This is a genomic window from Sinomonas sp. R1AF57 (genome assembly GCF_002224485.1).
Classification (GTDB): domain Bacteria; phylum Actinomycetota; class Actinomycetes; order Actinomycetales; family Micrococcaceae; genus Sinomonas; species Sinomonas flava.
This window is the reverse complement of the sequence record NZ_CP022463.1, coordinates 1,248,479-1,269,373: the sequence shown is the minus strand read 5'-3', so window position 1 is coordinate 1,269,373 and position 20,895 is coordinate 1,248,479. Positions and strand designations below refer to the sequence as shown.

Annotated in this window: 20 protein-coding genes; 6 read left to right on the top strand and 14 right to left on the bottom strand. The window is 72.9% G+C overall.

Going from position 1 to position 20,895, the window contains the following annotated elements:
* Positions 1-74: 74 nt before the first annotated feature.
* From CGQ25_RS05800 to CGQ25_RS05790, 3 genes are read right to left on the bottom strand one after another with little or no spacing between them, the layout of a single operon-like run.
* On the bottom strand, positions 75-1,766 hold the full coding sequence (locus CGQ25_RS05800; protein WP_208712221.1) for a ribonuclease J: 1,692 nt from the start codon (positions 1,764-1,766) through the stop codon (positions 75-77).
* 13 nt (positions 1,767-1,779) lie between these two features.
* Complete coding sequence (dapA, locus tag CGQ25_RS05795; RefSeq protein ID WP_208712220.1) at positions 1,780-2,688, bottom strand: 4-hydroxy-tetrahydrodipicolinate synthase; 909 nt, start codon at positions 2,686-2,688, stop codon at positions 1,780-1,782.
* A 48-nt stretch (positions 2,689-2,736) separates the two neighbouring features.
* The gene (locus CGQ25_RS05790) at positions 2,737-3,492 is read right to left on the bottom strand and encodes a carbon-nitrogen hydrolase family protein (RefSeq protein WP_208712219.1); all 756 of its coding nucleotides are present in this window, start codon (positions 3,490-3,492) and stop codon (positions 2,737-2,739) included.
* 264 nt (positions 3,493-3,756) lie between these two features.
* Here CGQ25_RS05790 and CGQ25_RS05785 point away from each other — a divergent pair, with 264 nt between their 5' ends.
* Positions 3,757-5,025: a heparan-alpha-glucosaminide N-acetyltransferase domain-containing protein gene (locus tag CGQ25_RS05785; protein WP_208712218.1), complete on the top strand. Its 1,269-nt coding sequence runs from the start codon at positions 3,757-3,759 to the stop codon at positions 5,023-5,025.
* Here CGQ25_RS05785 and CGQ25_RS05780 read toward each other — a convergent pair.
* From CGQ25_RS05780 to CGQ25_RS05750, 7 genes are all read right to left on the bottom strand, one after another.
* Positions 5,022-5,501: a tetratricopeptide repeat protein gene (locus tag CGQ25_RS05780; protein WP_208712217.1), complete on the bottom strand. Its 480-nt coding sequence runs from the start codon at positions 5,499-5,501 to the stop codon at positions 5,022-5,024. The two genes, CGQ25_RS05785 and CGQ25_RS05780, sit on opposite strands and share 4 nt — an antisense overlap.
* Entirely contained in the window at positions 5,498-6,256 is a 759-nt protein-coding gene (gene dapB / locus CGQ25_RS05775) for a 4-hydroxy-tetrahydrodipicolinate reductase (protein WP_208712216.1), read from the bottom strand. Before dapB ends, CGQ25_RS05780 begins: the two co-directional genes overlap by 4 nt.
* 93 nt (positions 6,257-6,349) lie before the next feature.
* A complete protein-coding gene (locus CGQ25_RS05770; RefSeq protein WP_208712215.1) occupies positions 6,350-6,823 on the bottom strand; it encodes a molybdenum cofactor biosynthesis protein MoaE in 474 nt (157 codons plus the stop codon).
* A complete protein-coding gene (locus CGQ25_RS05765; protein WP_208712214.1) occupies positions 6,813-7,322 on the bottom strand; it encodes a molybdenum cofactor biosynthesis protein B in 510 nt (169 codons plus the stop codon). The genes CGQ25_RS05770 and CGQ25_RS05765 overlap by 11 nt, the downstream gene beginning before the upstream one ends.
* Complete coding sequence (moaC, locus tag CGQ25_RS05760; RefSeq protein ID WP_208712213.1) at positions 7,319-7,882, bottom strand: cyclic pyranopterin monophosphate synthase MoaC; 564 nt, start codon at positions 7,880-7,882, stop codon at positions 7,319-7,321. The genes CGQ25_RS05765 and moaC overlap by 4 nt, the downstream gene beginning before the upstream one ends.
* Entirely contained in the window at positions 7,870-9,195 is a 1,326-nt protein-coding gene (glp, locus tag CGQ25_RS05755) for a gephyrin-like molybdotransferase Glp (protein ID WP_208712212.1), read from the bottom strand. The genes moaC and glp overlap by 13 nt, the downstream gene beginning before the upstream one ends.
* The gene (locus tag CGQ25_RS05750) at positions 9,192-10,847 is read right to left on the bottom strand and encodes a molybdopterin-dependent oxidoreductase (RefSeq protein WP_208712211.1); all 1,656 of its coding nucleotides are present in this window, start codon (positions 10,845-10,847) and stop codon (positions 9,192-9,194) included. Before CGQ25_RS05750 ends, glp begins: the two co-directional genes overlap by 4 nt.
* A gap of 83 nt (positions 10,848-10,930) precedes the next feature.
* Here CGQ25_RS05750 and moaA point away from each other — a divergent pair, with 83 nt between their 5' ends.
* From moaA to CGQ25_RS05725, 5 genes are all read left to right on the top strand, one after another.
* Positions 10,931-12,073, top strand: a complete 1,143-nt coding sequence (gene moaA, locus CGQ25_RS05745) for a GTP 3',8-cyclase MoaA (RefSeq protein ID WP_208712210.1) — start codon at positions 10,931-10,933, stop codon at positions 12,071-12,073.
* 80 nt (positions 12,074-12,153) lie between these two features.
* Entirely contained in the window at positions 12,154-12,444 is a 291-nt protein-coding gene (locus CGQ25_RS05740) for a MoaD/ThiS family protein (protein WP_208712920.1), read from the top strand.
* Positions 12,445-12,549: 105 nt separating this feature from the next.
* Entirely contained in the window at positions 12,550-13,611 is a 1,062-nt protein-coding gene (locus tag CGQ25_RS05735; RefSeq protein WP_208712209.1) for a DUF2092 domain-containing protein, read from the top strand.
* On the top strand, positions 13,608-14,609 hold the full coding sequence (locus CGQ25_RS05730) for an ABC transporter ATP-binding protein (RefSeq protein WP_208712208.1): 1,002 nt from the start codon (positions 13,608-13,610) through the stop codon (positions 14,607-14,609). Before CGQ25_RS05735 ends, CGQ25_RS05730 begins: the two co-directional genes overlap by 4 nt.
* The gene (locus tag CGQ25_RS05725; protein WP_208712207.1) at positions 14,596-15,471 is read left to right on the top strand and encodes an ABC transporter permease; all 876 of its coding nucleotides are present in this window, start codon (positions 14,596-14,598) and stop codon (positions 15,469-15,471) included. The genes CGQ25_RS05730 and CGQ25_RS05725 overlap by 14 nt, the downstream gene beginning before the upstream one ends.
* 106 nt (positions 15,472-15,577) lie before the next feature.
* On the opposite strand, the gene CGQ25_RS05720 is transcribed toward CGQ25_RS05725, so the two are convergent.
* From CGQ25_RS05720 to CGQ25_RS05705, 4 genes are all read right to left on the bottom strand, one after another.
* The gene (locus CGQ25_RS05720) at positions 15,578-16,939 is read right to left on the bottom strand and encodes a pitrilysin family protein (RefSeq protein ID WP_208712206.1); all 1,362 of its coding nucleotides are present in this window, start codon (positions 16,937-16,939) and stop codon (positions 15,578-15,580) included.
* A gap of 4 nt (positions 16,940-16,943) precedes the next feature.
* Positions 16,944-19,196: a polyribonucleotide nucleotidyltransferase gene (locus tag CGQ25_RS05715; protein WP_208712205.1), complete on the bottom strand. Its 2,253-nt coding sequence runs from the start codon at positions 19,194-19,196 to the stop codon at positions 16,944-16,946.
* A gap of 220 nt (positions 19,197-19,416) precedes the next feature.
* The gene (gene rpsO / locus CGQ25_RS05710) at positions 19,417-19,686 is read right to left on the bottom strand and encodes a 30S ribosomal protein S15 (RefSeq protein ID WP_066497233.1); all 270 of its coding nucleotides are present in this window, start codon (positions 19,684-19,686) and stop codon (positions 19,417-19,419) included.
* 192 nt (positions 19,687-19,878) lie between these two features.
* The gene (locus CGQ25_RS05705; RefSeq protein WP_208712204.1) at positions 19,879-20,883 is read right to left on the bottom strand and encodes a bifunctional riboflavin kinase/FAD synthetase; all 1,005 of its coding nucleotides are present in this window, start codon (positions 20,881-20,883) and stop codon (positions 19,879-19,881) included.
* Positions 20,884-20,895: the final 12 nt, after the last annotated feature.

The window sequence follows — 20,895 nt, the reverse complement described above, 5'->3', positions numbered from 1 at the left end:
AGGCCGCCGATTCCGCGGATCACCACGGAGTCGGCGGCCCTTCCGGCCTCAGGCGCCCGGGGGCGCCGAACGCGTCACGCCTCGAGCACCACGGGGATGATCATGGGGCGGCGGCGCAGCTTCCGGCTCACCCACGTCCCGATGACGCGGCGGACAACCTGCTGCAGCTGGTAGGCATTGTGGTCGGCCTTGGCGAGGATCGCCTCCTCGAGTGCGGCGTTGATCTTGGGAATGATGTCATCGAACACCGCGTCGTCCTCGGCCACGCCGCGGGCGTGGATCTCGGGTCCGGTCACCACCTTGCCGGTGGAGCGGTTGACGACCGTGATGACCGAGATGAAGCCCTCCTCGCCCAGGATCCGGCGGTCCTTGAGGTCGACGTCGGTGATCTCGCCCACGCTCGATCCATCCACGTAGACGAAGCCAACCTCGACCTGTCCGACGATCTTCGCGACACCCCCGGCCAGGTCGACCACGGTCCCGTTGTCGGCGAGGATCACGCTCTCGGGCTCCATGCCCGTCTCGAGCGCGAGGTTCCCGTTGGCGATGAGGTGCCGGGTCTCGCCGTGCACGGGCATCGCGTTGAGCGGCTCGATGATGTTGTAGCAGTAGAGCAGCTCGCCGGCAGCGGCGTGGCCCGAGACGTGGACCTTCGCCGTGCCCTTGTGGATCACCTTCGCACCGAGCTTGAGGAGCCCGTTGATGACCCGGAACACGGCGTTCTCGTTGCCCGGGATCAGGGACGACGCGAGGATGACCATGTCGTCCTCCCCCACCTGCACGCGGTGGTCGCCGTTGGCCATGCGGGACAGGGCCGCCATGGGCTCGCCCTGGGAGCCGGTCGACATGAGGACGAGACGGTGGTCGGGGATGTCGTCGATCGCCTTGATGTCCACGAGGATGCCCGGCGGGATGTCCAGGTACCCGAGCTTCGCGGCGATGCCCATGTTGCGCACCATGGAGCGTCCCACGAAGGCGACCTTGCGGCCGTGGTGGTGGGCGGCGTCGAGCACCTGCTGCACGCGGTGGACGTGGGAGGAGAAGCTCGCCACGATGATCCGCTTCCGCGCCTGGCCGAAGAGCCGGTCGAGGGTGGGGCCGATCTCCTTTTCCGCGGTCGTGAACCCCGGGACGTCGGCGTTGGTCGAGTCCGCCATGAAGAGGTCCACGCCCTCCTCGCCGAGGCGGGCGAAATGGCGCAGGTCGGTGATGCGGCCGTCCAGCGGGAGCTGGTCCATCTTGAAGTCGCCCGTGTGCAGCACCGTGCCGCCCGCGGTGCGGATGAACACGGCGAGGGCGTCCGGGATCGAGTGGTTGACGGCGACGAACTCGGTCTGGAACGGACCGAAGTCCAGCACCTGCCCTTCCTCGACGACACGCAGCCGCGGGGTGATGCGGTGCTCCGCGAGCTTGGCCTCGACGAGCGCGAGGGTCAGCTGCGAGCCGACGAGCGGGATGTCACGCCGGTGCCTCAGGAGGTAGGGCACGGCGCCGATGTGGTCTTCGTGGCCGTGGGTGAGGACCACGGCCACGACATCTGCCAGCCGGTCCTCGATGTACGAGAAGTCGGGCAGGATGAGGTCGACGCCGGGCTGGGTCTCCTCTGGGAACAGGACGCCGCAGTCCACGATCAGGAGCTTGCCGCCGAATTCGAAGACGGCCATGTTCCGTCCGACTTCGCCCAGCCCTCCCAGCGGGACGACCCGCAGTGACCCCGCGGGCAGCGGGGGCGGTGTGGTGAGGACGGGCAGGGCGCGTTGGGTCATGCTGTGCTTCTTCCTAGGCGAAGTCCATTCCGGCTTCGGCCAGATCGTTGCGGATAAGGGCGAGCTCCGCCTCACCGGGCTCCACGAGCGGGAGCCGGACGACGGAGTTGGGCAGGACACCCTGCCACTTGAGAACCTGTTTGGCTGCGACGGCACCCTGGACGCGTGTCATGATGCCGCGGATCGCGGGCTCGAGCTCGAAGTGGACCTTGCGCGCCGCCGCGAAGTCCCCGGCGAGCCCCGCGTCCACGAGCGCGCGGAACTGCTGGGTCGCGACGTGGGCCGTGACGGAGACGACGCCGAGCGCGCCGGCGGCCATCCACGGCAGCGTGAGACCGTCGTCGCCGGAGTAGACGGCAAGGTCCGTCTTGGCCAGGACAACCGAGACGGCGCCGAAGTCGGCCTTCGCGTCCTTGAGGCCGACGATGTTGGGGTGCTCCGCGAGGCGGAGCATCGTCTCGGTGGCGATCGGGATGCCCGACCGGCCGGGAATGTCGTAGAGCATGACCGGGAGGTCCGTCGCGGAGGCGATCGTCTCGAAGTGCGCCTGGACGCCGGCCTGGCTGGGCTTGTTGTAGTACGGGGTGACGAGCAGGAGTCCGTCGACGCCGATCTCCGCCGCACGGCGGGACAGGCTCACCGAGTGGCGGGTGTCGTTCGTCCCGGTGCCTGCGATGACCTTTGCGCGGCCGCCGACGGCGTCGAGGACCGCCTTGAACATGCCGAGGTTCTCCTCGTCGGTCAGGGTCGAGGTCTCCCCGGTGGTGCCGGTGACGACCAGGCCGTCGCAGCCGTCGTCGACGAGCTTGGCGGCCAGCTTGCCCGCTGCATCGTAGTCGACATCGCCGTCTGCAGTGAACGGGGTGACCATCGCGGTGAGGAGGGTCCCGAAAATGCGCGTGCGAATGTCCGTGTCAGCCATGCAAAGAACGTTACCCTGTGCGGCGCCGCTTTGGGCAACGCGGGCGGTTCAGGCGGAGCGGCGCTGGTGTTCGAGCGCTGAGCGGAACAGGAGCGCCGAGACGACTTCCGTTCCCGTCCCCGAAGCGCGCGAGATCCGGTGCCCGTCCGGCCCCCAGACCCCGCTCAGGCCGCAGGACCGGCCGAGGGCGCTCTCGCCGCCGGCGTTGGCGAGGAGCGCGAAGAACCGGCTGTCCATCGCGCGCGCCCCGAAGTGGAGGTCGAGCCTCCGCTCCTCGCCGACGACGTAGACCGCCGACGCCGCGTACAGGTCGGCGCCCGCGGCGGCCGCCTCGGCCGCGTGGCTGGGCTGGGCGACATCGAAGCACACCGCGAGGGCGAGGGACCAGCCGTCGACGTCGACGAGCGTCGGCTGGTCTGCGGGTTCGAAGAGCTCTGCCTCGGCGCCGTGGAGGTGCACCTTCCCGGCGATCAGGGGGGCGGCGCCGGGCCGGACGAGCACCGACGCGAGGCGCGGCGTGCCGTCGGGCTCGCGGACCGCGGCGCCCACGACGGCGATGATGCCCATGTCCTCGCAGGCTGCCTGGAGCTGGGCGAGCTGGGCGGAGGGGCTCGTCAGCCAGTTCGCCTCGTCCGAGAGGAGGGACAGGTCGTAGCCGGTGAGCGAGAGTTCGGGGAAGACGGCGAGCCGGGCGCCGTGGTCGTCCGCGTCCTCGAGGAGGCGGATGTGCTCGTCGATGTTCGCGGCGATCCCTCCCGGCAGGGGGACGGACTGCACTGCGGCCACGGTGAGCTCGGCGGACATAGGGCCCATCCTAGGACACGCTGCCGGGCAGCCCCCGGACCTCCTTCCCGGCTGCCGCCCTGCGGCCGCGAGGCGGTCGTCCGCCGCCCCGGGGGACAGGACCGGGGCGGCGGACGGGACTCTGGCCGTCCCGGCGCGGCATCCGGGATGACCATGCACCGCAGCCTACTCGAACATATATACGAACATCAAGGGTCTCCCTCGAAGGCGCGCAGCCCTCGCACATGCGCTCATGCGCTCATGCGCTCATGAGACGATCCCTGCATGGGTGGAAGGGGCACGGGCGCACGCGCGCCGCTCCCGGGCAGGCGCGGACCTGCCGCGGGCGCCTCGGGCACCCGTCTGGTCGGGCTCGACATGGCCCGGGGCACCGCACTCGTCGCGATGATGACGACGCACATCCTGCCCACCTTCCAGCAGGACCCCACGACGCTGCTCTGGTCTGCGACGTGGGTCGGCACTTCCCTGTCCGGGCGCGCCGCCGCCCTGTTCGCCGTCCTGGCGGGGGTCTCGCTCACGCTCGGCCGCGTCCCGGCCGCCCGCAACCGCCTCGGACTCGCGCTGCGCGCTGGGGTGATCGCCGTCGTCGGGCTCACGCTCGGCCTCGTCGAGGTGAACGTCGCGGTGATCCTCGTGCACTACGCGCTCCTGTTCTGGTGTGCGCTCCCGGTGGTCGGGCTGGGGCGCCGCGCGCTCGGGCTGCTTGCCGGGGCGTGGATCCTCCTCTCGCCGGTCGTCGCGTTCCTCGTCCGTCCGGTGCTCCTGGGTCCGGGGCCCTCCCCGCACCTCTCGCACAACCCGACCTGGGAGGACCTCGGGGACCCGGGTCGGCTCCTCGCGGACCTCATGGTGACGGGGTACTACCCGGTCCTCCAGTGGTTCTCCTACCTGCTTGTGGGCCTGTGGATCGGCCGCGCTCCCCTGGCCCGCGCGTCCACCCAGATCGGGCTGCTCGTGGGCGGCGCGGCCGTGGCGGTGGCGGCCAAGACCGCAGCATGGTCCTTCCTCGTGCCCCTCGGGGGGATCAACGCCCTCATGGCGACCGACCAGGCCGCAATCTGGCCCCTGCGGGCGATGCTGGAGGCGAACCTGAGCGGCGTCGACCAGCTGGGCACGTGGTGGTGGCTCACGACGGCGGCACCGCACTCGGGGACACCCCTGGACCTCCTGCACACCTCGGGGACCTCGGCGGCGGCTATCGGGGCGTTCCTGCTCGTGGCCCGCGTGGCACCGCTCATGCGTACCGGGTTCCTGGCCCCGCTCGCCGGGGCGGGCGCCATGACGCTCACGCTGTACTCGCTGCACGTCTGGGCCCTCTCGTGGCCCGCCGTGCAGGACGCCGGTCTGGAGCGGGAGCCCCTGCTGGCGGTGCACGTCGCTGCGGCGCTCGCGCTGGGCCTGCTCGTCCAGGCCAACGGGTGGCGCGGACCGCTCGAGGCGCTCGCCCACCGGGCCGCGCGCCTGGGCCTGGCCGCCGGGCGCACGACGGCGCGCGGCGGCCAGCGCGGGGCGCCCCCCGGACGCTCGGGCTAGTCGGCCTTGCGGTGCAGCGCGATCGCCTGGCGCATGGCTGCACGCGCCTGCTTCCGGTCGCCGGAGGCGTCGTAGGCCAGTCCGAGGCGGTACCACGCGCGCCAGTCCTCGGGCGCTGCCTCGGTCTCGGCGCGGTAGCGGCCGAACTCGGCGTCGGCCGCCGAGCGCACGATCCGGCCGCCCGGGGTACGCGGGAGGGTGTCCTCGGGCAGCGCGCCCTCGGCGTCGAGCTGGCGGCCGAGCCGCTCGAGGCGGGCCCCGAACATCAGCTCGCGCGCGAGCGCCCACGCCCCGACGACGGGGAGCACGAGGTAGGCCGCACCGATCGCCTTCGCGACCGGCTCCGGATCCGCGAGCAGGAGCCGCGCCCGGTCGAAGGTGACGACCAGGTAGAAGACGAGCAGGAGCGTGACGGCGGCGACGCCGACCTTGGCACGGTTCGCACGGAACCAGTCCGCGAGCCCTGACCCGGTCACAGGCCCAGATCCAGGTAGCCGTCGAGGCCGACCGTGAGGCCCGGGTGCGCGGCGACCTCGCGCAGGCCGAGGAGGACTCCGGGCATGAAGGAGGCGCGGTCGAACGAGTCGTGCCGGAGCGTGAGCTGCTCGCCGGGGCCGCCGAGGAGCACCTCCTGGTGGGCGACGAGGCCGCGCAGCCGCACCGCGTGCACGCGCACTCCCTCGACGTCCGCGCCGCGGGCTCCGTCGAGCTGCTTGACCGTCGCATCCGGGGACGGGCCCACGCCCGCCGCGGAGCGCGAGGCGGCGATGAGCTGGGCCGTGCGGACGGCAGTGCCGGAGGGCGCGTCCACCTTGTCCGGGTGGTGGAGCTCCACGATCTCGACGGACTCGAAGTACTTCGAGGCCTTCGCGGCGAAGGCGGAGGCGAGGACGGACCCGAGGGCGAAGTTCGGGGCAATGAGGACCCCTGTGCCGGCGTGCTCGGCGAGGAGGGCCTCGAGGGAGGCGAGCCTCTCGGCGGTCCATCCGGTCGTGCCGACCACGGCGTGGAGGCCGTGCTCGACGGCGAAGCGGACGTTCTCCTCGGTGGAGTCCGGAACGGTGAGGTCCACCACGTAGCGCGCGCCGGCGTCGAGCACGGCCTCGAGGGAGTCGCCGCGGCCGAGCGCCGCCACGAGCTCCATGTCGGGCGCCGCACCGACGGCCTTGACGGCCTCGGAGCCCATGCGCCCATTCGCGCCCAGCACTGCCACGGGAAGTCGTTCTGCCATGCCGCCAGAGTACCGGCGGCTGGGCGCCCCCTCAGAATCGGGGGATGCGCGGCCCGGTGCGCGGGGCTGGCCCCGCCGGTCCACGCCGCGACGTCAGCCGAGCGCCGCGACCCACTCGGTGCCGCCATCGTCGAAGAACTGCTCCTTCCAGATCGGCACCTCGGCCTTGACCCGGTCCACGAGGTCGGAGCAGAGGCGGAACGCCTCCCCGCGGTGGGCGGCCGAGACCGCGCACACGAACGCCGCGTCCCCGACCTTGAGGTCGCCGACCCGGTGCGCGATCCACACGCGCATCGCACGCTCGGAGGCCGGCTCCGAGGCGCGGTGCTCGGCGATGACGGTCTCCACGACCGTGCGCAGTGTGTTCTGGGCCGTGGGGTGCGCCGTGTAGGACAGCCGGCTCACGCCGCGGCCGCCGTCGTGGTCGCGGACCACGCCGGAGAAGAGGACGACGGCGCCGGCGTCCGGGGCGTCGACCGCGCCGCGCGCCGTGGCCTCGTCGAGCGGTTCGGTGCCGACAGCCGCGTGGACGACGTCGACGGGGTACGCGTGCTGGTCAGTGGCCATGGCCGGTGCCTCCGTGGTTGTGCTCGGCGCCGTCCTTTGCGCCTTCCGCCTGGTCGCAGATGTGCCCGATCAGGGGGTCGAGGACGGTGAGCCCGTCCATGACCCCGGAGGGGGATCCCGGCAGGTTGACGATGAACGTGCGCCCGGCGGTTCCTGCGTGGCCCCGGCTCAGGGGTGCGAGCGGCGTCTTGGCCGCGCCGGCCCGGCGAATCGCCTCCATGATGCCGGGCACCTCGCGGTCCAGCAGGGGGAGGGTCTCCTCGGGGGTGAGGTCGTCGGGGCTGAGGCCGGTGCCCCCGCTCGTGACGATGACCGCGGGACCCAACGCCAGGAGCGCGCGGACCGCGGCCCCCACGCTCGGCCCGTCGGGGACGACGGCGGCCGGGATCACCTCGAAGCCGTGGTCGGCGAGCCAATCCGCGATCACCGGCCCCGACCGGTCCTCGTAGACCCCGGTGGCGGCGCGGGTCGAGGCGATGACGATGCCTGCTCGCCTCATCGCGGCTCCGCTCCCCCGTGGCGCGGCACCCCTTGGCTGCCCTCCTCGAGGGCCCAGTCGCCGCTCTTGCCGCCGGACTTCGCGAGGACCCTGATGTCGGAGATGACCGCGTGCCTGTCAACCGCCTTGACCATGTCGTACACCCCGAGCGCGGCGACGGAGGCGGCCGTCAGGGCCTCCATCTCGACCCCGGTCACGCCGCGGGTCCTGACGCTCGCGACGACCCGCACGGACCCGGTGCCGAGTTCGAAATCGACCGTGACCTTGGAGATCGGGAGGGGGTGGCAGAGCGGAATGAGCTCGGGGGTCTTCTTCGCGGCCATGATTCCGGCCACGCGCGCGACGGCGAGCGCATCGCCCTTGGGAAGCCCGCCCTCGGCCAGGAGCTCGATGACCTGTGGAGTGGTCGTCAGGACCGCCTGGGCCGTCGCCTCGCGCGTGGTCTCGGGCTTGGCGCTGACGTCGACCATGTGGGCGCTGCCGTCGGCGCGGACGTGGGTGAGCCCGGAGGGGGTGCCCGCCTCCGGGTCGCTCTGTGGGATGTCTGTCACGTGAGCCATACTTCCACGTCGGCTCCGGCGGCCAGATCCGTGACGTCCTCGGGGACGAGCACGAGGGCGTCGGACACCGCGAGCGCTCCGAGCAGGTGGGAGCCCGGACCGCCTACGAGCGCGACGGACCCGTCCTGGCGGAGGCTCGCCCGGCGCACCTGGAGCTTGCCGTGGGGGGACTCGAGCGGCGCGGCGAGCGGCGCCGTGAGGCGCCTCCGGCACCGCGGCGCGCCGACCAGCTCGGCGAGCACCGGCCTCAGGAGCACCTCCCACGAGATCCAGCAGCTCACGGGGTTGCCGGGGAAGGCGACAACGGGGAGCCCCTCGAAGGAGCCGAGCCCCTGCGGGCCGCCGGGCTGCATCGCGAGGTGCGCGAACTCGACGTCGTGCCCGTCGAGCGCGAGCTTCGTGGCCTCGAACGCCCCCTTCGAGACGCCGCCCGTGGTGATGACGAGGTCGAGGCGGCCCTCCTCGGCCGCGCGGGCGGCCTCCGCGAGCTCGAGCCGGAGGGACGCGGGATCGTCCGAGCGGGAGACGGCGTTCTCGGCCTCGAGGCCGTCCTCACGCAGGGCCGAGGACAGGAGCCAGCCGTTCGCGTCGTAGATCTGGCCCGGCCCGAGACGGTCGCCACCGGGGGCCAGCTCGGCGCCGGTGCTGATCACCAGGACGCGCAGCGGGGCCCGCACCGGCAGCGCCGTGAAGCCGAGTGCCGCGGCGAGGCCGATCTGCCGCGCGCCGATCGGAGTGCCTGCGGGAAGCACGACGGCGCCCGCGGCCACGTCGCTCCCGGCCCGCCGCACATAGGTGCCCGCCTCGACCGCCGGCAGCGCCACGGTCGCCCCCGCCTCGGGGAACCGGGACGGGACGGCCCGCTCGACAGGGACGACGGCGTCCGCGCCCTCGGGGAGGAGGGCACCGGTCATGATGGGCGCCGCCTGCCCGGGTTGGAGAGGCGCTGGCACGTCCCCGGCGGCGATCGCCGCGGCGACCGTGAACTCCCGCCCGAGGTCACCCCCTGTGGCGCCGAGGTCACCCCCTGTGGCCCCGAGGTCACCCCGTGTGCCGCCGACGTCACCCCTGAAATCCGCCGAACGCACGGCGAAGCCGTCCATCTGGGAGTTGTCGAACGGCGGGAGGCTCACGGGCGCGACGAGGTCCGCCGCGAGCGCTGCGCCGAGCGCGGCACCCAGCGGCCGCTCCTCGGCCGGGCGCTGGGCGAGGGGCGCGAGGAGCTCGGCGAGCCGGGCCCGGTGCTCCTGCACCGTCCGGTGGCCGTGCGCTCCTCCTCGGCCGCGGGCGGGCGGCTCGGTGTGTCCTGTCATGTCACCTCGATCGTGATGGTGTGGTATCCCGTGGCACCGTCCGGGGCCGGCGGGGCGACGGACGCGGTCTGGACGTCGCCGTTCCCGTCCGTCGCGCGCACGGCGAGCCGGTGCGAGCCGGAGGGGAGGGCGATGCGGGCCATCCACTGGTACCACGTGTCGCGGGAGATCCCGGTTCCGAGCTGCGCGGGCTGCCACGCGCCGTCGTCCGCCTGCACCTCCACCGCTGTGATCCCACGGTGCTGCGCCCAGGCGACGCCCGCCACCGTGACCTCGCCGGCCGGGACGCGGGCGCCCCCTCGGGGAACGTCGATGCGGGAGGCGGTCTTGATGGGCCCGCGCTCACTCCAGCCGCGGGTGCTCCAGTATGCGGTGTCTGCGGCGAAGGAGGTGACCTTGAGCTGGGTGACCCATTTGGTCGCGGACACGTAGCCGTAGAGGCCCGGCACCACCAGCCGGACGGGGAAGCCGTGCTCGGGCGGGAGTGCCTCGCCGTTCATCCCGACGGCGAGGAGGGCATCGCGCCCCGGATCCGTCAGGGCCTCGAGCGGGGTCCCGGCAGTGAAGCCGTCGACGCTGCGGGAGAGCACCATGTCCGCGCCGGGCAGGGGCCGCGCACGGGCGAGCAGCTCGCGGACCGGCCACCCGAGCCAGAGCGCGTTGCCGACGAGGTCGCCGCCCACGGGGTTGGACACGCAGGCCAGTGTCACGTGGCGCTCCACGAGCGGCTGCGCCAGCAGCTCCGCCCACGTGAGCGTGACGGGCTCGGCGACCCTGCCGGTCACGTCGATCCGCCACCCGCCGGGGTCGACCGACGGCACGACGAGCGCGGTGTCGATCCGGTAGAAGTCCCGGTTGGGGGTCACGAGCGGGGCAGCGCCCGGAACCGACAGGTCCGCCGCTGGCGGGACCAGCTCGGCCGGGGACGCCGGGGCCGGGAGCCGCAGGGCGTCGCGAGCTGCCGCGGCAGCGAGCGAGGCTCCGCGCACGACGGCGGTCAGCGCGCCTCCCAGCGCGACGGCGGCGGCGGTGCCCGCGAGCGCCCGGAGGAAGCCGCGCCGGGCGAGGCGATGTGGCCTCTCGGGCGCGGCCGCGGCGACGGGCGGGGGGCCGGCGTCGTGCGCGCGGGATCCGAGCGGCTGCCCGGCGGACGCGGCGTCGCGGCGGAGCCGACCCACGAGCCACCGCACGAGCGACATCGCCACGATCCCGGCGGCGAGGGCGCAGGCGACGGCGCCAGGGGACGCGAGCGAGCGGGTCACGACCGCGAGCGCTCCGGCAGCGCCCACAAGTGCCGCCAGGCCCACCCCGAGGCCGGACCGGCGCAGTTCGAGGATTCCGGACACGGCACCCAGCACGACCACAGCGAGGGTGACGGAGACCACGAGAAAGGCCTTGTCCCCGGTGCCGAAGGTCTGGATGGCCCAGTCCTTGGCCGCGCCCGGGGCGAAGTCCACGACTGCTGCTCCCACAGCCAAGAGGGGGCTGAGCGATGGACTCACGAGACCGGCCGCGAACTCGCCGGCGAGGACGCCCGCGAGCGCGGCGAGGACGCCGGACAGTGCTGACCACCACCGGACGTTCGCAGCACCGACGGCACCGTGCCCGCGGCGCGGACCGGGCACGCCGGCGCGCGGTTCAGGCGCTCCCATGCGTCCAGAATAGTTCCGGCGTCGGGCCCGTGGCGCACCTCACCCTCGGACGTGACCGCCCGCACTGGCGTACGGTAGAAGGCATGACAGTCCAGCTCGGCATCCCCACGGTGAGGGGCGCAGCCCCGGGGTCGGGAACGGCCGGGCCATCGGGGGCCACAGGCGCTGACCGGCCCGCCTTCGAGGGCCTGCGCGACCGGTACGGCCGCGTCGCCACCGACATGCGCCTGTCCCTGACGGACAAGTGCAACCTGCGCTGCTCGTACTGCATGCCCGCCGAGGGCCTCCCCTGGCTCACGAAGGACTCGGTGCTCACCGCCGAGGAGGTCGTGCGGATCGTGGGCATCGGCGTGCGCCTCCTCGGCGTGCGGGAGCTGCGGCTCACGGGAGGCGAGCCGCTCGTGCGGGCCGACCTCGTCGACATCGTGGCCGCGCTGCGCGCCGCGCACCCGACCCTGCCGATCGCCCTCACGACCAACGCCGTGGGACTCGATGCGAAGGCGGCCGCCCTCGCCTCGGCCGGGCTCACACGCATCAACATCTCCCTCGACACGCTCCATCCCGAGACCTTCGCGCAGCTCACCCGTCGGCCGTTCTTCGACCGGGTCCTCGCCGGGATCGAGGCGGCAGACGCCGCCGGCCTCGGCCCGATCAAGATCAACTCCGTCCTCATGCGGGGCATCAACGACGCCGGTGCCGGGGACCTGCTCGCCTGGTGCCTCGAGCGCGGGTACGAGCTGCGCTTCATCGAGCAGATGCCGCTCGACGCCGACCACGGCTGGACCCGCGACGGCATGGTCACGGCTGCCGAGATCCGCACCCTCCTGTCGCAGCGGTTCGCCCTCTCCCCCGACCCGCGCGAGCGCGACGGCGCCCCCGCCGAGCGCTTCGAGGTCCGCACCCGCACGGGCCGCACGCACGACGGCGCCCCCTCCGCCCGCCTCCTGGGCACCGTGGGCATCATCGCCTCCGTGACGGAGCCGTTCTGCGCGGACTGCAAGAGGACGCGGATCACGGCCGAGGGCAAGGTCATGAGCTGCCTCTTCTCGCACGAGGAGGTCGACCTCCGCCAGCTGCTGCGCTCCGACACCTCCGACGAGGATGTCGCGGCGCGCTGGCAGGACGCGATGTGGCTCAAGCCCAGAGCGCACGGCATGGACCACACGGGGCTGGGGGCCGGGGACTTCGTCCAGCCGGACCGCTCGATGTCCGCCATCGGCGGCTGAGAGCCCCCCGGCCCCGACCCCGCCACGACCCTTCGACCCGCCGCGCCGTCGGCCACCACGAGCTGGAGGACACAGTGCAGATCACCCTGCGGTACTACGCCGCGGCCCAGGCCGCCGCGGGCGTCGCCGAGGAGCCGCTCACCGCGCCCGACGGCGCGAGCCTCGCCCAGGCGCTCGAGGCGGCCCTCGCCGTCGACCGCACCGCGGCCGTCAGCGACGCCGCGGCCAGCGCGCGCCGGGACGCCCCGGCGTTCGCCGAGGTGCTGCGGCGCTGCTCGTTCCTGGTCAACGAGGTCGCGGCGAAGGACCGCTCCCGGCCGCTTGCCGACGGGGACGTCGTGGACGTCCTCCCGCCCTTCGCTGGGGGCTGAGGGCCCGGGACAGCGGAGCGGCCGCCGACTCGAGATACTCCCGAGGGATGACGACACCGGCACGACGGCGGCGTAGCGTTGAACCAGACTCGTGAGGAGGTCGCCATGCAGCGCCGATGGCTCCGTTGGATTCCGGCAGCCGCCGTCCCGGCGGTCATCGCCGTGGGCGTGCTCGCCACAGGCGCGACAGCCGAGTCCCCTCCCCCGCCCGCGACCCCGGAGCAGGTCCTCGCACTCGCCGCCGGCCATCAGGCCCGTGCCTTCTCCGGCCAGGTGGAGCAGCGCGCCGACCTCGGGCTCCCGGCGATCCCGGCCCAAGCGCTCGGGCCTGCGACGAAGAGCTCGGCTCTCGGTTCGGAGGCCGCCGCGCTCGAGTTCCTCACGAGCGGCCACACCGCCAAGGTCTACGCCGACGGCCCGCAGCGGCTGCGCGTGCAGGTGCTGGACCAGCTCGCCGAGCGGGACGCGGTCCGCAACGGCCCGGACGCGTGGACGTATGACTCGAAGGCGAACACCGTGACCCATGCGGTGCTCCCCGCGGGAGCCGGCCAGCCGTCCCCCGATGCCGCGTCCGCCCTGATCCCTGACCAGCTCGCCCAGCGCTTCCTCGCCGCCGCAGGGCCGAGCACAGACGTGAGCCTCGGCGACGCGACCAGCGTGGCAGGCCACAGCGCGTACACCCTCGTCCTCACGCCCAAGGCCGCGGGAACCCTCGTCGGCTCGGTGAGGATCGCCGTCGAGGCGACCACCGGGCTTCCGCTGGCGGTGGACGTGTACGCGAAGGGCCAGGAGCCGGCCGCGCTGCACGCAGCCTTCACGCAGCTGTCCCTCGCGGCCCCGGACGCCGCCGTCTTCGCCTTCACGCCGCCACCCGGGGCGACCGTGACCGAGAAGCAGGTGCCGGCGCGGACTGCCCCGGCCAAGGACCACGCGCAGGGCGCCCCGCCAGCCGCACAGGCGCCCGGGTGGGACTCGGTCGCGGTGATCCCCGCCGACCGTGTGCCAGCCGGATTCGCCGACTCGCCGCTGGTCAAGCAGCTCGCGGCGCCGGCGGCGGGCGGCCGGGTGCTCACGTCGTCGCTCTTCACGGTCTTCCTCGCCGACGACGGGCGCGTCCTCGCCGGCGCGGTGCCGGCGTCGACCCTCGAGGCCGCGGCGGCCAGGTGAGCAGGGGTGCCGGGGACGCCCTGCAGCCGGCGATCCGCGCCCGCGGGCTCACGAAGCGCTTCGGCCACCACACTGCCGTGGACCGCCTCGACCTCGAGGTGCCGCGCGGCGCGGTGTTCGGCTTCCTCGGGCCCAACGGCTCGGGCAAGACGACGACCATCCGCATGCTGCTGGGCCTCGTCTCGCCCACCGGCGGCCACGCGGAGGTGCTCGGCGAGGACATGCCCCAAGGGTCCCGCGCGGTCCTGCCCCGGGTCGGGGCACTCGTCGAGGGGCCAGCGTTCTATCCGTTCCTGAGCGGCGCGGCGAACCTCGCCCGGCTCGACGTCGCCGATCCCCGGTCGCTGCCCCGGACGCGCGCCGCGCGGATCGGCGAGGCGCTCGACCGGGTCGGCCTCTCGCACGCGGCCCGCAAGCGCGTCCACGCCTACTCGCTGGGCATGAAGCAGCGCCTGGGCCTCGCGGCGGCCCTGCTCGCCCCCCGCGACCTGCTCGTGCTCGACGAGCCCACCAACGGGCTCGACCCCCAGGGGACCCGCGAGGTCCGTGGGCTCATCCGCTCGCTCGCCGAGGACGGCACCACCGTGTTCATCTCGAGCCACCTCCTGGCCGAGGTCGAGCAGATCTGCAGCCATGCCGCCGTCCTGCGCGCCGGGAAGCTGGTCGCGCAGGGCCCTCTGGACGAGCTGCGGGGGTCCGCCAGGGCCCGGATCGAGGTGCGCACCCCGGACACGGCCGGGGCCGCCGAGGTGCTGCGCCGGCTCGGGCTCGCCGTCGAGGCCGCGGGCCCGGGGGTAGTCGCCGCCGCGGTCCCGGACGGCGCCGCTGCGGCGGGCGGATTCGCGGCGGCGACGCACGACGGCGCGCCCGCACCGGAGGCGGTCGTCGCGGCGCTCGTGGGGGCTGGGGTGCGGGTGCGGGGCTTCACGGCAGAGACCGCGAGCCTGGAGGAGCGGTTCGTCGAGCTGACCGGCGAGGGATTCGATGTCGCGGGCTGAGGAAGCGCTCCCGGCTTCCCGGGGCACGGCAGCCAGCCCCGCCGCGCACACCGCGCGCCTGCTCGGCTCGGAGCTGCGGGTCCTGTTCGGGCGGTGGCGGACCTGGACGATGCTCGCGGCGCTCGCGGCCGTGCCCGTGCTGATCGGCCTGGCCGTCAAGTTCGCGCCGGGCCGGCCCCCGAGCGGCCGCGGTCCGGCGTTCCTCGACCAGATCACCGACAACGGGCTCTTCGCCGGCGTGGTGGGCCTCGTGGTGTGCACGCCGCTGTTCCTGCCGCTCACCGTGAGCGTCGTCTCCGGGGACGCGGTCGCCGGCGAGGCGAGCCTCGGGACGCTGCGGTACCTGCTCGTGGCCCCGGTCGGGCGGGTGCGGCTGCTCGTGGTGAAGTACCTCAGCGCCGCGGTGTTCTGCGCGGCCGCCGCGCTCGCCGTCGTGCTCGGCGGGGCCCTGATCGGGGCGCTGCTGTTCCCGCTCGGGCAGGCCACGCTCCTGTCCGGGGCGCAGGTCGGAGCGGCGGAGGCGTTCGGGCGGCTCCTCCTGATGGCGGCCTACGTGACCGTCTCGCTGCTCGGGCTGGCCGCGATCGGCCTGTTCGCCTCGACGCTCACGTCCGTCCCCGTCGGGACCATGGCCGCGACCGCGGTGCTCGCCGTCGTCTCCCAGATCCTCGGTGCGCTCGACCAGCTCGAGTGGCTGCACCCGTGGCTCTTCACCGACCAGTGGCTGGGCCTCGCAGACCTCCTGCGGGAGCCGATCTCCTGGGACTCGTTCGGGCAGAACGCGTGGCTCCAGGCCGGGTACGTCGCCCTGTTCGGTGCCCTCGCCTACGGCCGCTTCGCGACCAAGGACATCCTCGCCTAAGGGACATGACCCCCCATCAGGGACATGACCCCTCAACGTCACGGAGATGACCCCTCAGCCGCGAGGCGGTTGAGGGGTCACGTCGCTGTCGTGGAGGAGACAGCTCTCAGGCGAGGCCGAAGGTCTCCGTCTGCTCGAACGGGCCCACCACCGTGACGGTCCGCGGCGCGTTCGCGAGGAGGCGCGCGAGGTCCTGGACCTCGTCCGCAGTGACCGCGGAGATCTGCGCGAGGGTCTCCTCGATGTCCTGGAACTCGCCGGAGACGAGCTCGGCCCGTCCGAGCCGGGACATGCGCGAGCCCGTGTCCTCGAGGGCGAGCACGATCCCGCCGGAAAGCTGCCCGACGGCCTTGCGGAGCTCCTCCTCGGTGATGCCGTGCTCCGCGAGCTTCTCGAGTTCGGCGCCCATGAGGGCCAGGACCTGGGGGACCTTGGCCGGGGCGCAGCCGCCGTAGATCCCGAAGTACCCGGCGTCGGCGTAGGCCGAGGCGAACGAGTAGGTCGAGTAGACGAGGCCGCGCTTCTCGCGGATCTCCTGGAACAGGCGCGAGGACATGCCCCCGCCCAGGACGGCGTTGAGCACGCTCATGACGTACCGGCGGTCGTCGGTCGCCGTGATCGACGGGCAGCCCATGATGACGTTGGCCTGCTCGACCTGCCGCGTGATCACGGTGAGGCCGGGCCTCCCGCTGATCTCCGCGGCGACGGTCGAGCGCCTTCCGACGGGCGGGGCGCCTTCCGTCAGGTCCCAGCCCGCACCGTGGAGGGCGTCTAGCACGAGCCGGCACACGACGTCGTGCTCAAGGCCGCCCGCAGCGGTGACCACCAGCTCGTTCGGGCGGTAGTAGCGGCGGTAGTGCTCCCACACCGAGTCACGGGCGACGGCGCGGATCGCCTCGGGCGTGCCGCCGATCGGCCGTCCCAGCGGGTGCTCGCCGAGGACGGAGGCCACGAAGTGCTCGTGCGCGACGTCGGTCGGGTCGTCGCCGTCCATGGCGATCTCCTCGAGGATGACGTCGCGCTCCTGCTCGAGCTCGTCGGGGTCCAGGACGGCGGAGGTGATCATGTCCGCGATCACGTCGATCGCCATCGGCAGGTCGGTGTCGAGCACGCGCGCGTAGTAGCACGTGCTCTCCTTCGCCGTCGCGGCGTTCGACTCTCCGCCCACCTCGTCGAACGCCGAGGCGATCTCGAGCGCGGTGCGCCGCTGGGTGCCCTTGAACAGCAGGTGCTCGAGGAAATGGGTGGACCCGTGCTGGCCGGCGGCCTCGTCACGGGATCCCACCCCCACCCAGAAGCCGATCGCCGCCGACCGCTGGCCCGGCATCGCCTCCGTGAGGACGCGCACGCCCCCGGGGAGGACGGAACGGCGCACGACGGCGCCGCCCTCCTTCCCGAAGACGGTGGTCGACGCGGGGGCGCCGTCCACGAGCCGGCCAGCGGTCAGCGGCAGTTCGACAGTGGCCATCCGGTTACGCGTCGGCCGCTGCGGCGTCGGCCGGCTCGGCCGACGCCTCGGCCGCAGCGCCGTCCTCGGCCACGACGGGCGCGAGGGAGAGCTTGCCGCGGTCGTCGATCTTGGTGATCTCGACCTGGACCTTCTGGCCCACGGAGACGACGTCCTCGACGTTGTCCACGCGCTTGCCTCCCGCGAGCTTGCGCAGCTCGGAGATGTGCAGCAGGCCGTCCTTGCCCGGGGTGAGCGAGACGAACGCACCGAACGTCGTGGTCTTGACGACCGTGCCGAGGTAGCGCTCGCCGACCTCGGGCAGCTGCGGGTTGGCGATCGCGTTGATCGCGGCCCGGGCCGCCTCGGCCGAGGAGCCGTCGGTCGCGCCGATGAGCACGGTGCCGTCGTCCTCGATGGAGATGTCCGCGCCAGTGTCCTCCTGGATCTGGTTGATCATCTTGCCCTTGGGGCCGATGACCTCGCCGATCTTGTCCACGGGGATCTTGATCGCGATGATGCGCGGAGCGAACTCGGAGAGCTCGTCCGGGCCCTCGATCGCGGCGTTGATCACGGACAGGATGTGCAGGCGGGCCTCGCGCGCCTGCTTGAGCGCAGCCGCGAGCACCGAGGCGGGGATGCCGTCGAGCTTCGTGTCGAGCTGGATCGCGGTGACGAACTCGGACGTGCCGGCGACCTTGAAGTCCATGTCGCCGAAGGCGTCCTCGGCACCGAGGATGTCGGTCAGCGCCGCGTAGCGGGTCTGGCCGTCCACCTCGTCGGACACGAGGCCCATGGCGATGCCCGCGACCGGCGCCTTGAGCGGCACGCCGGCGTTGAGCAGCGACAGGGTCGAGGCGCACACGGAGCCCATCGACGTCGAGCCGTTGGAGCCGAGGGCCTCGGACACCTGGCGGATCGCGTAGGGGAACTCCTCGCGGCTCGGCAGCACCGGCACGAGGGCGCGCTCGGCGAGGGCGCCGTGGCCGATCTCGCGGCGCTTCGGGGAGCCGACGCGGCCCGTCTCGCCGGTGGAGTACGGCGGGAAGTTGTAGTTGTGCATGTACCGCTTGTGCGTCTCCGGGGAGAGCGAGTCGATCTGCTGCTCCATCTTGAGCATGTTCAGCGTGGTGACGCCGAGGATCTGAGTCTCGCCGCGCTCGAAGATCGCGGACCCGTGGACGCGCGGGAGCACCTCGACCTCGGCGGTGAGCTGGCGGATGTCCGTCAGGCCACGGCCATCGATGCGGACCTGGTCCTTGAGGATGCGCTGGCGCACGATCTTCTTGGTCAGCGAGCGGAAGGCAGCCGAGAGCTCCTTCTCGCGGCCCTCGAACTGCCCGCCCAGCTGGGCGAGGACCTCGTCCTTGAGCTGGTCGGAGGCGTTCTCGCGGGCCTGCTTGTCGGCGATCTGGAAGACCTCGGCGAGCTTGTCCGCGGCGGCCGCCTCGACGGCGTCGAACGCGTCCTGCTCGTAGTCGAGGAAGACCGGGAACTCGGCAGTGGGCTTGGCGGAGCGGTTCGCGAGGTCCTGCTGGGCCTCGCAGAGGGCGCGGATGAACGGCTTGGCGGCCTCGAGGCCCTCGGCCACAACCTCCTCGGTCGGGGCGGTGGCGCCCTCGTCCTTGATGAGGCCCCACGAGTGGTCGGTGGCCTCGGCCTCGACCATCATGATGGCGACGTCGTCACCGGCGATGCGGCCCGCGACGACCATGTCGAACGTCGCGCGCTGCAGCTGCGAGTGCTTCGGGAACGCGACCCACTGGGCGCCGTGCTCGTCGTGCACGAGCGCTACGCGGACGCCGCCGATCGGGCCGGAGAAGGGCAGGCCCGCGAGCTGCGTGGACATCGAGGCCGCGTTGATGGCGACGACGTCGTAGAGCTCGTCGGGGTTGATCGCGAGCACGGTCACGACGACCTGGACCTCGTTGCGCAGGCCCTTGACGAACGCGGGGCGCAGCGGGCGGTCCATGAGGCGGCACGCGAGGATGGCCTCGGTCGAGGGGCGGCCCTCGCGGCGGAAGAACGAGCCGGGGATGCGGCCCGCGGCGTACATGCGCTCCTCGACGTCCACCGTGAGCGGGAAGAAGTCGAAGCCCTCACGCGGGGACTTGCCCGCGGTCGTGGCGGAGAGCAGGGCGGTGTCGTCGTCGATGTACGCCATCGCGGCGCCGGCGGCCTGCTTGGCGAGGCGACCGGTCTCGAAGCGCACGACGCGCTGGCCGAAGCGGCCGTTGTCGATCACGGCCTCTGAGAACTGGATCTCGGGACCCTCCATGGGAGAGCCACCTCCGTTTCGTGTTGCTCGGAGGCGGCGGAACCCGGTCTTCGATCGAGGCCCTTCGCGCGGCCGGTGAGGACGCCCGCAAAGGCCACTACCGAGGACCGCAGATTGCCGGCGCCTCACGATGGATTGTCTTAGTCGGTACGAGAACGCTTGCTGGATGGTGATGCGGCCCGCCGCTTCCCTTGAAAGAAGAGGCGGGCCGCTCCACAGACTAGCGGCGGAGGCCGAGCCGCTCGATGAGCGAGCGGTAGCGCGCGATGTCGGTGTCGTGCAGGTAGGCGAGCATGCGCTTGCGGCGACCCACGAGCGCGAGCAGGCCGCGCTGGGTGTGGAAGTCGTGCTTGTGCTGCTTCATGTGCTCAGTCAAGTCCTTGATGCGCTTCGTCAGGACGGCGATCTGGACCTCCGGGGAGCCCGTGTCGCCTTCCTTGGTCGCGTATTCCTTGATGATCTCCTGCTTGACGGCGGGATCCAAAGCCATGTGGTTTCGGTACCTCTCGTGTCGTGCCGTGCGGCCCGCAGAACGCTGCGTCCTCGGGGAACGCCGGGCCTTCTCGCTGGTGGGCGGCAGATCCGGCGCGGCCCAGGCCGCCACGGACTGCAGCGAGGGCCACAGAGAATTCTATCGCTCCGCGCCGCGCCCTGTCGAAACGTGGTTCGGCGGGCGGTGCCGCTAGACCGAGCGCCCGGCGGCGGAGAGGATCGCGTGGGCCTGCTCGACGTCGAGCTTCATCTGGTCGATGAGGGCATCGGGCCCGCGGTAGGCGACCATGCCGCGCAGCCGCTCGACGAACTCGACGACGACGCGCTGGCCGTAAAGGTCGAAGTCCTCGGGTGCCTCGTCGGGGCGGTCGATCACGTGCGCCTCGACCTGTCGCGCCACGCCGGCGAACGTCGGGTTGGACCCGACCGAGATCGCGGCGGGCCAGCGGGTGCCCTTCTCGTCGACGAGCCAGCCGGCGTAGATCCCGTCGGCGGGGATGTGGCCCGCGGAGTCGTGGTCGAGATTGGCGGTGGGGAACCCGAGGGCTCTGCCGCGCGCCGCACCGTGCACGACCTCGCCGTGCATGGCGTGCGGGCGCCCGAGGATCTCCGCAGCGGTGCGGACGTCGCCGGCGTCGAGCGCCTCGCGGACCCACGTCGAGGAGCAGCGGCGCTCCTCGGCGTCGTCCGCCTGGCCGCGCTCGACGGGCGCGGCGGGCTCGGTGAAGTCCTCGACCACCACGACCTCGAAGCCGAACCGCTCCCCCAGCTCCTGCATCGTCGCCAGGTCGCCGGCGTTGCCGCGGCCGAAGCGCACGTCGTGGCCCACGACGACGTGGCTCGCCTTGAGCCCGTCGACGAAGACGCCGCGCACGAACTCCTCGGGCGTCTGCTGGGCGAACTCGAGCGTGTAGTGGATGACGAGGATCGCGTCGAGCCCGTAGGCCGCCAGGGCGGCGAGCCGGTCCTCGATGCCCATGATGAGGTGCGGCGCCGTGTCCGGGCGGTGGACCCGGGCGGGGTGCGGGTCGAAGGTCACGGCGACGGCCCGGCTGCCGGAGGCTGCGGCGGCGGCCTTGAGCCGGGCGAGGACCTGCTGGTGGCCGCGGTGGACGCCGTCGAAGTTGCCGATGGTGACGGCTGTCGGGCCGAAGTCATCGGGAACCTCGTCCACACCGTGCCAGATCAAGCCCATCGTCCTCGCCTC